The following is a 12,113-nucleotide window of genomic DNA, read 5'->3' as shown; positions in this document are numbered from 1 at the left end:
ATATCGAATGCTAATTATTTCTAATTGTGACATTTTTTCCCCAGAGACGGCAAGGTGTAATAAGCTGCCCGCGCATTTAAATTGCTTATTGAGATGAGGCAAGAGGCACTCTTGCAAGGGGCAAGAGGCAAAAGTAAAGGGATTAGGGGAGATTTAGCTAATCTAAGGATAGGCAGTTAAGATACCTCTCAGCTTATCAAGTAAACAGCAAAAATTACCGGGCTGTTGCTCGTCCTATCTTCTCCCAGAGAGGGGGATTTTCTGGGAATTTTCAGGATTGGCTTTCTGGTCTAAACAATGATAACTACGGTAGAATAGCCCCTAGTTCTATTTAATTCGCTTTTATAGTTTAATCTCTCTTTTATTCTCTTTTTAGGGACTTGTGATGATTATTTCCCAGTCCAGCAACTGGAAAAAGCTGGTTATTTGCCGTTATTTGCCGCTGCTAATCGCCTTTAGCGGCACTTTTCTCCTGACTACTCCCCCCGCTTTTGCCCTCGAATCCAGTGCCTCCACCGGTTTTAATCCTCAAACTATTCTTTTCAATGCCTTAACTTGGGTGGATAGTTTGGGGTCTGTGGGAGCGATCGCGTTTATAATTATCTATATTCTAGCTACTGTGGCCTTTTTTCCCGGTTCAATCCTGACTTTCGGGGCTGGTGTGGTTTTTGGCCTGGTTTTAGGCTCTTTTTACGTCTTTATCGGGGCAACTATCGGCTCCGCTGCCGCTTTTCTGGTGGGACGTTATTTGGCTAGGGGTTGGGTGGCGGAAAAAATTCAAGGTAATAATAAATTTCAAGCTATCGATGAAGCTGTGGGGAAAGAAGGCCTAAAAATAGTGCTTTTAACCCGGTTATCTCCCATATTTCCTTTTAATCTGCTCAATTATGCCTATGGTGTCACCGGGGTTTCCCTGAAAGACTATCTACTAGGTTCCGCAGGCATGATTCCGGGGACGATAATGTATGTCTATATTGGCTCTTTAGCGGGCAGTCTTGCCACTATCGGCACCTCAACACCAGCCACTAACCCAGCTTTACAATGGACTATTCGCCTGATCGGTTTTATCGCTACCGTTGCTCTCACCCTCTACGTCACAAAAATTGCCCGTCAGGCCCTGGCATCAGTTATCAGTGAATAGTAATCATTTATCAGTCAGGGGTTGGGGAAGTGGGGTGTGGGGTGTGGGAAGTGGGGAAATTGAACTAAAACCCCAAAACCCTAAAACCCTAAAACCCCAACTCCCTAAAACCCCAACTCTCAACTCCTGCCTCCTGAATCCTGAATTCTGAATCCTGAATCCTGACTACTGGCTACTGACTCCTAACCCTAACAACAATTTTTGATTTTTACAAGAGGTCTAATATGTTTGAAAATAGCTCCAGTGAAGTTAATATTCTCCCCATGGACGAACATAATCAAAAATTAGTTAATTATGTTCATCCTGCCGATTGGCTCAATCCACAACCCCAAGATTGTTATGATTTAGTCGTCATTGGTGCGGGTACTGCGGGTTTAGTCGTAGCGGCGGGGGCTGCGGGTTTAGATATAGGTTTAAAAGTGGCTTTAGTGGAAAAACATCTCATGGGGGGAGATTGCCTCAATTTCGGTTGTATTCCTTCTAAATGTCTGATTCGTTCCTCTAGAATTATCGGGGAAATTGAGAAAGCCAAAAAATTAGGAATTAATATTGGGGATACTAGGGTAGATTTCGCCAGAGTAATGACCAGAATGCGGCAAATTCGCGCCGATATTAGCCCTCATGATTCGGTGCAACGTTTCCAAAAACTAGGTATCGATGTCTTCTTGGGTAGCGCTCGTTTTTTAGGACAAAATGCCGTGGCAGTCGCGGGAAAAACCCTCACTTATAAAAAAGCCGTTATTGCCACTGGTGCTAGGGCCTTTCATCCCGATATCCCCGGACTACAAGCGGCGGGATTTTATACCAATGAAACAATTTTTTCCCTAACAGAATTACCTCCCCGATTAGCTGTTATCGGTGGCGGGCCGATTGGTTGTGAATTAGCCCAAGCTTTTCAAAGGTTAGGCGCACAGGTGATTTTATTTCATAATCATTCCCATCTTTTGAATAAAGAAGACCAAGAAGCAGCCGAAATTATTGAGAATACTTTCCTGCGGGAAGGAATGCAATTAATTCTCTCTTGCCAAATTGAACGGGTGACAAAAAATGAGCGGGGTAAAACCATTGAATATACTAGCAACGGTCAAGGAGCAACTATCACCGTTGATGAGATTTTAGTCGCTGCCGGCCGGGAGCCAAATCTGTCAGGATTAAATTTAGAAGCGGTGGCCGTAGAATACGATAATCGTCGGGGAGTCAAAGTTAATGATTATCTGCAAACTACTAACCCGAAAATTTATGCGGCCGGTGATATCTGTATGGATTGGAAATTTACCCATGCTGCCGATGCAGCCGCCCGTATTGTGATTAAAAATACTCTCTTTTCTCCCTTCGGTTTCGGACGCGATAAGCTCAGTAATTTAGTTATGCCTTGGGTCACTTATACTGACCCAGAAATCGCCCGGGTGGGTATGGATGAAACCCAAGCACAGACCCGGGGATTGGTCACTAATACTATTAAAATTCCTTTGAGTATAGTCGATCGATCTATCACTGATGGCGAAACGGACGGTTTTTTAAAAATTATTCACAAACAAGGTTCCGACCAAATTTTAGGAGCCACTATCGTCGCCTCCCACGCCGGTGAGATGATTTCCGAAATTACCACCGCTATGGTTGCTAAAATCGGACTGAGTAAACTCTCTACTGTTATTCATCCCTATCCCACCCAAGCGGAAGCGATTAAAAAGGCCGCCGATGCCTATCGTCGAACTCTCTTGACTCCTAATAGTCAAAAACTCTTGGAATTGTTGACTAAATTATCGGGTTAAAATCAATGATTGCCACCGGACAGAACTACGGCAGAACTTTGAGCAATTCTGGTGGGAATTATAGTCATTTCAATTAAGATTGAGAATATCAATGCCAGAGTTCATAAGGGGTTCACCGGTCTAGAGTGTATCAGACTTATCTGAAATGACTATATAATCGCCATCTCCGAAGAGGAAACCATCTTGAAATACAGCAACAAAAACCCTACCATATTCTACTTATTCCGTAGCTATCGAATATTTCATCTGCGCTAATAATCGACATTTTTTCTACCATCGCTTGAGCAATTAATAATCGATCAAACGGGTCACGATGATGAAATGGTAAAGTTGTGACAACCTGACTGACGGACACATTTTTCAATACAAAGACAAGTACTGTTATGTGAAAGCCTCAAACTCCTGAATAAAAGAAAAGGTAATTTTGCCATAATAATCCTGACGAGCTTTGCGAGAAGAGCCAACAGGGAAAAGGGTCAACAGAAAATAAGTGGTCAAGTCGCAAGAAGGGACGCGCCTTATGAACAACTCCCGCCAGCCAACGTCAACCAATTTTCAAATAACTCAAACCACGCCGAAAATGAGCATCAACCTGACGGCGAGAGCCAGATTGTTGAACCGCCATGCCAGTTAAAGTAGCAAAGAGAATAGAAATGGCAACAATGAGATAGAGACGTTCTAAACAAGCAGCAGAGCGAACACGAGAATGTTCCCAGTCAAAAACGCCCGATTTACTGCCCTTGAAAGAGATGTTCAATGGGAAAACGAAGACCATACTGCCAGAAGGTGTCAAGGGTAGGAGGTTCATCGCTCAGAATTGCCCAATTATCCTTAACCCCTGGAACAGAGGCTAAAGCAAGATGAGCAGTGATTCTAGCCTCCTGCCAGACTTGAACGTTGCGATCAAAGCAGGCTTGCCGTTTGGGAGGATAGAGTTCTCTGACCTCATAGCCAAAACCCCGACGGCGAACACCGTAAATGAGGGTATCGCAAGGTAAGCGAAGACACCAATGCCAAGTATTTTTCCTGAGCCATTGAATTAATTGCTGATTGGCAAAGCCTCGGTCGGCTAACAGCATGACATTCTCAAAGCCCTGAAGATAGCCTTTGGCTCTGTCCAACAAGGGTTCGTATTTCTCAAAAGCTAGGCTGGCACTACCATGTTCTAATCCCATCCACATCAAGGGGACGGCTCTCCCCCCGCAGACCACCGCTAGATAGACAAAGCAGTATTGATTCCACAACAGAGTGGTATCTATTGCTAGATACAGTCTTTCCCCCTTCTCCTTCCAAGTCTCGATGGCTTTCAATATTAAGGGGATGTATATCTTTTCCACCGCTACTCTTCCATTCTGGCAAAAGCGATTCCACCGTCTCTGATAACTATTGGCTTGTTCGGCTCTGCTTTGTACAAAGGGTTCCCATCTGGCTTGATTGAGACTTTGACTACTGAGTAGGGCTGTCACCATCCAACTGAGGACGGTTAAATGTCTTTTATCCACAAATCGGCTTCCTTGTTCTAGATAGGAATAAACTTGGGAGAAGATTCTGTTCTCGGTTTTCATCTTGTAGGGATTCTTGCTTTTTCCCTATCTACCCAGATATTTTTCTTTTTGGCAACCCTTGTCTTGTCAGGTTTTGACCCACTTGTGTCCGTCAGTCAGTGTGACAACTGTAAGATGTGCCATGCTGATTGATAGAATTTCCATGTCGTTAAGTTGCACTTGTTGAGGAATAAATTGATCGTATGTATTGGGTATGGTTAGCTTGCCAATACTAACTTTGATGGCAATTTCCCACAAACTGGCAATACTCAACAGTAGATCGACATCTGATTCAATTAAATTTTTAGCATCAATACTCAACTGAGGACTGTTATTAATAAACCAAAGAAATGTATGGGTATCGAGTAATAATTTCATCCCATGTACTCACTGAAATCTTCCAAAGGTTCATCAAAATCAGGTGACATCCAGATTAATCCTTTGGCACTCCCACTCTGACGGCGTTTTGGGGGTGGAGTCAATCGCACTAATTTTAAAACCGGTTGATCATTCTGGGTGATGATAATCTCATCCCCCTTGAGTGCAGATTGCAATAAGCTTTCTAGTTGTGTTTGAGCTTGATTTATATCAATTTGGTGCATAGTCTCTTATTATTAAAGTTTTCTAGAAGTTTAGCAACAAAAATCTCCCATCACTATCCAATTCTAAAAAGTGATGGAAACTATGACACCATTGCAGATGTCAAATCTTCTTGGCATCAACTCATTATCAAAGTGTAAAAAGGGCATTCAGCTAATATTCTATCGATAATTCGGTGGACATTGCTGAAGTTGAGCATTGACCTCATCAAGTGGCTTTTGAGATTCCTTTAAATTGTATTCTGCGTTAATTTTATCCGCTTGTGTTGGTTGGCTGTATGGACTTGGTGATGAAATTTGTTGTTCCCAGAACTGAACATGAGATTTGTGCATTTCCTTCATATTCATGAGACTGATGCAATTTTCGTGTACAGAACGTGGTATTCCGGCTTCCGTAGACGAGGATTGTATTCCTTGGGAGTTGGTAGGGTCGTATGGATTTGATACACTTGGAGGCTGAGGATTTACTTGAGTAGGCGAGGATTGTATTCCTGGGGGATTGACCTGACTACCTGTGTGCCGCTCAGAAGATCAAGCCACAAGAGCTATTGCAGCAAGCTTTGCAGCACATGAGCTTTTCATAACCTTACCTCGGCTATGCGGTTGTTGAAGAGGCTTAGTTAAACCTTTAATTATATTCTAAACAAAGAAAATACCAGAGGAACGCATTTTCAACTTTTCTTAACTTTTATTACTCACCGTTCGCTTAAATAAAAAAGCGATCGAGGACAAAAAAGGTTAAAATCTTTGTGTAGTAAAGGGTTTGGTTGAAGGAGTTAAGAAAATTCCCACACAGATAAAGTCAGAACGAATAGATGATCTCCCGGTGATTATTCATTGGTTAAAACAAATGAAAGTGGCAGAGATGATAGACGAGAATCTGGAAAAGCCTCACGGAAATCGCACAGGATTAAGCTATGGGGAACTAGCAGTATTATTACTGACCTATATCATCAGCGAAGGAGATCATAGAATGTGTTGTCTAGAAACGTGGGTAAATGAACATCAAAGAAGTCTGGAAGGGATAACGGGATGGAAAATAGGAGAAAAAGAAGCAACGGACGACCGTTGTGGAGAGTTATTAAGAACATTGGGTTCATCAGACAGTTTAGACCAGATAGAGAGAGAATTATGTCAATATCTGGTCAAAGCTTACGAATTACCGACCGAAAAAGCTCGCAGTGACACAACGAGTTTCTCAGTGCATCATCAAATTATAGAAGAGCAAAAAGAATCATCACTCTTAAAATTCGGATATAGTAAAGACAAACGACCCGATTTAAGGCAATATCGTCAAATGTTGGCTACATTAGACCCGGTAGGACTTCCCTTACTAGGAATGACTCTGGCAGGAAATGGAACAGATGAGAAGGATTATGTACCCACATGGCGAAAAATGACAGAAATACTCGGAAAAAAAGATTTCTTATATTTAGCCGACTCAAAAGCCTCAAGTTATGAGAATCGGGCAAAAATCCAAGCAGAAGGAGGAAATTACTGTTTTCCCTTGGCCATGAGTCAACCTCGCCCTAAACTGTTAGCTGATTGGCTAAGTAATCCCCCCAATGAAATGATTAAAATCGTGGAAACTGAAGTGGGATTAGGAGAGAAAGAAATCGGCTCTGGTTTTGAAGTTCCTTTGGGAAGTATATGGGTTGACCCAGAAAGTAAAAAACGTTATCAGTGGAATGAAAGATGGTTAGTAGTGAAATCAAATGCCTTAGCCTCCCGTCAGATAAAAGGCTTAGGAAGTCGTTTAATTAAAGGAGAAGAAAAATTATTATCTCTGCAAAAAAGACCTGGTAAAGATGAGAAAGTTTTAGAGCAAAAGGTACGAGAAGCTCTGCAAAAACTAGGATTAACTAGGTATATCACATACTCAATTGAGAAAAAGCAAAGCTATAAGAAAGTATATAAAGGTCTTGGCCACCGTAGTGTTCTATCTTCTTATCGTCGAGTTCGTGAAACGAAATTAATTCTTAGTTACACTCGTTTAAACGCAGAAATTGAGGCTTTTAAGACGATAGTGGGTTGGCGTTTATATGTCACAAATACTAACAAAGAACAATTATCTTTGACAGAAGCGGTATCAGCTGATCAAGAACAATGGCAACCGGAAAGGGGATTTCATCGTTTTAAAAAAGGTCGCTTATCTGCCTTACCCATTTATTTTCGAGACGAAGATAAGATTAAGGGGTTGATGTTTTTGTTAACGATTGCTTTAAGGGTTTTTACTTTGATGGAATTTGTGGTGCGTCGTCAATTACGTCAATCTCAATCTAGTTTGGCTGGACTCTATGACGGAAACCCTAAACGCAGCACTGACCGTCCTACGGCTGAACAGATGTTAAAAGCGTTTAGAAATCTCACTTTATATATTGAGCGAGATGGAAAGACGGAAATCTCTTGTCTTAATGAGGTACAACAACAAATCTTGCGGTTAATGAATATTCCAGAATCCATTTATACGACTGACTTCTTTGCTGATGGATAAAAATGGGTCAGTAACGTTCGCTCAATCCTTTACGGGGTCAGCTTTTCATCCATATTTTCGTTACCTGACCTCAAAAAATAAGCGAACGGTGAGTTATTACTCTAGAGGCTCTGTTGCCCGAAAATCGCTATCCTGATGTGGTAAAACGAGATAAAGTCCCCTATCAGGGCAGTTTTGAGGAAATTGCGGTCAGTGCGGTCAATAATGACAGAGGTAAAATTGAAGATAACGGCAATGGCTTCGCCGTCAGTGAAGAATTAGCCGAACATTTACGTTTGTTGGAGAAGCAGGCAATTGAAACGGGGTTTCAAGTGGGACTCCAGCAGGCAGAAATCATGGGGAAAGTCATCCCGCAAGTGACCATCATGCGGCTCAAAGAGATGATTGCCACCGGAGAACTGCGGCAGAACTTTGAGCAATTCTGGCGGGAAGCTGCCGCGCAGTTGGGAAACCCCCAATCCCTCACCGAACAGGGGTCGGGGAAATGGCAGGAGTATCAGTTGGAGAAATACCAACCCCTGACGCAGCTCTGCCCTTTTTAGAATACAAGTAAACGGTGAAAACCTTCTTGCTCAAAATGGCGATCGGTGGTTAATGCTTCATTAATATTGAACTGACGCAGGGAGCATCTCACTTATGCAATGAGTATTAATACTTATAGCAGTCAAAAACTAGAAAATCTTCAACTTGATCACAAAGAGAAATGAGGCTCTTCGGTAACTGTTATGCAAATAATTAACTTAAAATAAAATTCGATGAGACTGCCTACGCCTAAAAGTAGCTAAAATTTATACAGGGAAAGACTTACAGCACAAATAGGTTAATACCAAAAGATAGACAATTAAGTTAAGATTTGATATAATAGCCAAAAACCAGATTATTTTACTTATGTAGGACTTACGCATTGACAGGATTTTCGTAATATGCATTTGAACTTCAGACTATTCTTGCCAAATTATTGAGGTCAAGGAAGTTGGACTCTAAATTATTAACAATAAAAGAGCGGATGACCTCAGTAAATAACTCCCTTTGTAAAGAATACCAATTGACAATTTGCGCTTTAAATCGGAGTAATTCTAATTGTACGAATCCCCGAATGGCACAAAATATGTGAGTTCTTATGGCCTGACTCTCTCTCACTTGAAAGCGCTCAATATTACACACTTGCTTTAACGCTCGATGGTACTGCTCAATTCCCCAATGTTGGTCGTGAATCTTTTTAAATTCTGACCAATCGATTGAGGATAGTTCCTGAAGGTTCGGAACGAACATAGTATAGTAACGAAATTCGTTTTTGAAGACCGTTCTAAATACCTTGACTTGCCCCACTTGTTTCAGGTAAACAATTAATCCATCGGTGGGAATATCTAAGCTTTGAACTTGAACATATTTTCCTCCTCGTTCAACCGAGACTGACCGATTCGCCTCCAGAGCAAATAGACCCCCAAATTCCTTGTCTTTAAGAACATTCAGGTTTTCTTTAGAAGCGTACCAACTGTCTCCAGTAACTATCGATGGCTTCAGTCCCCAAGCTTTTACTTCTGCCAACATCTCTAAAAAATATTCATGTTTTGTCTTTCCTTCCTGTTTATTAACAATTCGGTAATTGACAGGAACTGACACCCCCTTAAGGTCAGTATAATATAAGGTAACAACGTTAATTCCTTTGACTGTTTTTTTAGGTTTGCCTGACCAAAAATAATCGATTAACTCAGCTTTCTTCGGGTCACTATAAAGCTTGTCAACTACCATGTCATCGACACTGAGTGTCCCCCCTTCAAGCTCGATTTGAGAAGCTACTTCATCAAACAAATCCTTGGAGGTATAGTTCTCCCGCCACAAGAAACGATTGACGCTGTCATGGGACAAGTCCTCCAAAATCCGAAGCTCACCGAACACAGCTTATATATTTAGGCTCACAGAGCAAAAATAAGGTGTAAATTTGGAGATTGCACTTGGCGGTACTTGGCTTGGTAATCGTTCTCATGAGCTGTCTTGTCAGAAGAGACTCTCTTCGATGAGGAAATCAAATCTGAGAGGGTTTTGTCAAGAGGTCAGGCGATAAATTGTATCCTTAGCTACCAAAATTAGAGGATGCAAATTTGAGCCTTTTTGTCAATGCGTAAGTCCTATTATGATACTTGACAAATTTTTGAACCTACAAGGAACCTGTATTCAAGGCTATCGACACCTAGAAAATATCGGTATAGTTTTCCAAATCGAATCGAAAAATAAAAAAGCAGTCTGTCCTCGTTGTGGGTTAGAGAGCGATAAACTACACCAAAATCATCGACATTTAGTCAAAGATTTACCGCTCTCAGGTCAACCAGTGTACCTACAAGTTAATCGTCGTCAATTTAAGTGCGGTAATTGTCAGAAACCCTTTAGCGAAGAGTTAGATTTTGTCGCCAAGAAACGAACCTATACGAAAAGACTAGCCGAGAATATACTCGAACAATTAAAATCAGGAGATATTTTAAATGTTAGCCGAAGAAATGACGTAACGGAAGAAGAGATTCAAAGAATGATAGAGGACATAGCTGAAGAAATTACAGAGACAGACCTATCGAAATTAAAAAGACTAGGAATTGACGAAATCGCTCTAGTCAAAGGACAAAAAAATTACTGTGCGGTTTTAGTAAATTTAGATACGGGAAAACTAATAGCTATTCTAGAGAAGCGAACACAAGAAGAATTGAGGGAACCGCTTACAGGGTGGGGAAAATAGGTGTTAGAGCAAATTGAAGAAGTCAGCATAGATCTTTGGTTGCCCTATAAAAATTTGGTGAAAGAATTGATGCCATCGGCCGAGGTAGTCGCCGATAGATTCCATGTAATGAAACAAATTAATCAAGAGTTAGACGAACAGAGAAAAGCAGAAAAAAGAGCGGTAGAAGCGCAGAAAAATAAAAAACAGAAAGCGGAAAAAGAAGCGAAGCTAGAAGTTTTAAAGCGAAGTAAATATAGCTTGTTAAAAAATGAAAAAGATTTAACGGAAACCCAAAAAATCAAACTAGAAGCTATCAAAGAAAATTGGCCAAGTTTGAAAAAGATGCACGAGTTAAAGGAAGAATTTAGAAAGATTTATGAAACCTCAGAGAATTCGACAGAGGGAATGCTATCCATCTCGGAATGGTTGGCAAAATCCGCTAGTGTTTTTACCAAGAGTTGTCAAACAATCCGAAACTGGTTTGGAGAAATCATTAGTTATTTCGAGCGAAGGACAACGAATGGGGTGGTCGAGGGAATCAACAATAGACCTCTTGCAAATTAATTATATGTTATAATGATGGGTTAACTAATTTTCCCCAAAAAATCAGTTAACCAGTACATTAGTTCTGAATGAAAACTTGAAGTTTAACTTTTAACTCAAAACTCTTTAGATATGCTTTAATTTGGTTATCAAAACCTCTTTATTTAAGCGGCACAAACTATCTCAATTATAAAAATTGAGAATAAATTCTCCTTGACTTGATTAATCTTTAGGCAACTTTTAAGAAGCTGCTATACCTATCCCTAACTCACAGTTATAAATAGCCGCCAACAAGTTAACTCTTAAACTATATCTTCGACGACGATTCCGATATTTACAGGATAAGATTTTAAAGGTTTTGAGTTTCCTATTTATATGTTCAATGATAATCCTTTCTTTGGCTAAAGCCTTGTTATACTCTTTTTCTAACTCTGTTAATTTTCTATTTTTCGATTTCTTTTTCGGTGTATAACTATTACTATGGTATGCAGCTATTCCCTGATAACCACTGTCTTCTATGCTGGTAGTTAAAGGATGAAAACGAACTCGACTTTTTTTAAATAAACTAAAATCATGACCTCTACCTTTCCCACAAAAGACACAGATAATTTCCTCGGTATTTTGATCAGCTACTAATTGGGATTTTAAAGTATGATAACCTCTTTTACCTCCCAAAAAATCTTTCTGTTTCTTTTGGGGGCGTTCAATGGGAGTTTCCGTTACATCCATTACCGTTATGACCGGTATCTCTGCTTGATTGAGTAAAGCTTTTTTTCCTTTTAAACGGAAGTTTCCCGATTGTAAAAGCATTTTTTCCGTCTTATTTACAATCCGACATATAGTTGATTCTGATAGTTCCCAGCTTGTACCAATGTGAAAGTATGTTCTATATTCTCGCCAATATTCTAACGTTACTAAAACTTGTTCTTCTATAGATAGTTTAGGTTTCGGTCCCCTTTTAGATGGTGAATTAGAGTCGGCTTCAACACTTTTTACTGATTCTACCATCTTTCTATAGGTTTGTTTATACACACCGAAACGGCGTTTGAATTGTTCATCTGATAAGTTTTGATAATCCATAATTTTGCTAATAAACATAGCAAAATTATAGATGATTTCCTGACCTAAGATCACATTTTATTCTTTTTTCCACTTCAATCTAAGAATTGAGAAAAAAGCAAAACCCTCCATTATACCATAAAAAAATTATGCAAGAGGTCTAATAAACTTAAACGGCTCTTCTGGTTTCTGTGTGGAAACGGGGTCTATACTGATAGTTTCTTCAGCAAAATAGTCCTAAAAGTCTTTCC

At 40.3% G+C, this 12,113-nt stretch carries 9 protein-coding genes and 2 pseudogenes; 5 read left to right on the top strand and 6 right to left on the bottom strand.

What is annotated here, in order from left to right:
* Positions 1–385: 385 nt before the first annotated feature.
* Positions 386–1,141 carry a TVP38/TMEM64 family protein gene (locus tag VL20_RS21045; protein ID WP_052277667.1) on the top strand — a complete coding sequence of 252 codons (756 nt, stop codon included), beginning with the start codon at positions 386–388 and terminating at the stop codon, positions 1,139–1,141.
* A 224-nt stretch (positions 1,142–1,365) separates the two neighbouring features.
* Positions 1,366–2,913 (top strand): mercuric reductase, encoded by a 1,548-nt coding sequence (locus VL20_RS21040; protein WP_052277666.1) that lies wholly within the window; start codon positions 1,366–1,368, stop codon positions 2,911–2,913.
* Positions 2,914–3,457: 544 nt separating this feature from the next.
* Here the strand turns inward: VL20_RS21040 and VL20_RS29855 are convergent.
* From VL20_RS29855 to VL20_RS21025, 4 genes are all read right to left on the bottom strand, one after another.
* On the bottom strand, positions 3,458–3,670 hold the full coding sequence (locus VL20_RS29855) for a hypothetical protein (RefSeq protein WP_052275239.1): 213 nt from the start codon (positions 3,668–3,670) through the stop codon (positions 3,458–3,460).
* Entirely contained in the window at positions 3,645–4,478 is an 834-nt protein-coding gene (locus VL20_RS33125) for a transposase (RefSeq protein WP_284525807.1), read from the bottom strand. The genes VL20_RS29855 and VL20_RS33125 overlap by 26 nt, the downstream gene beginning before the upstream one ends.
* A 66-nt stretch (positions 4,479–4,544) precedes the next feature.
* Entirely contained in the window at positions 4,545–4,835 is a 291-nt protein-coding gene (locus VL20_RS21030) for a type II toxin-antitoxin system VapC family toxin (protein ID WP_072928127.1), read from the bottom strand.
* Complete coding sequence (locus VL20_RS21025; RefSeq protein ID WP_002790026.1) at positions 4,832–5,059, bottom strand: type II toxin-antitoxin system Phd/YefM family antitoxin; 228 nt, start codon at positions 5,057–5,059, stop codon at positions 4,832–4,834. The genes VL20_RS21030 and VL20_RS21025 overlap by 4 nt, the downstream gene beginning before the upstream one ends.
* A gap of 760 nt (positions 5,060–5,819) precedes the next feature.
* Between VL20_RS21025 and VL20_RS21015 the strand changes: the two genes are divergently transcribed.
* Both VL20_RS21015 and VL20_RS21010 read left to right on the top strand, forming a co-directional pair.
* Complete coding sequence (locus tag VL20_RS21015; protein ID WP_284525875.1) at positions 5,820–7,550, top strand: IS1634 family transposase; 1,731 nt, start codon at positions 5,820–5,822, stop codon at positions 7,548–7,550.
* 113 nt (positions 7,551–7,663) lie between these two features.
* Positions 7,664–8,092, top strand: coding sequence for a hypothetical protein (locus VL20_RS21010; RefSeq protein ID WP_002790027.1), 429 nt, complete (start codon positions 7,664–7,666; stop codon positions 8,090–8,092).
* Between the two features lie 394 nt (positions 8,093–8,486).
* On the opposite strand, the pseudogene VL20_RS21005 reads toward VL20_RS21010, so the two are convergent.
* Positions 8,487–9,537 (bottom strand): annotated as a pseudogene (locus tag VL20_RS21005) (IS701 family transposase).
* Positions 9,538–9,684: 147 nt separating this feature from the next.
* Here VL20_RS21005 and VL20_RS29840 point away from each other — a divergent pair.
* A pseudogene (locus VL20_RS29840) lies at positions 9,685–10,809 on the top strand (ISL3 family transposase); the annotation flags it as partial.
* Between the two features lie 234 nt (positions 10,810–11,043).
* Here VL20_RS29840 and VL20_RS20990 read toward each other — a convergent pair.
* The gene (locus VL20_RS20990) at positions 11,044–11,901 is read right to left on the bottom strand and encodes an IS5-like element ISMae4 family transposase (protein ID WP_052278330.1); all 858 of its coding nucleotides are present in this window, start codon (positions 11,899–11,901) and stop codon (positions 11,044–11,046) included.
* Between the last annotated feature and the right edge of the window lie 212 nt (positions 11,902–12,113).

The sequence above is a fragment of the Microcystis panniformis FACHB-1757 genome, assembly GCF_001264245.1.
GTDB lineage: Bacteria > Cyanobacteriota > Cyanobacteriia > Cyanobacteriales > Microcystaceae > Microcystis > Microcystis panniformis.
This window is presented reverse-complemented; position numbering and strand designations above follow the sequence as displayed.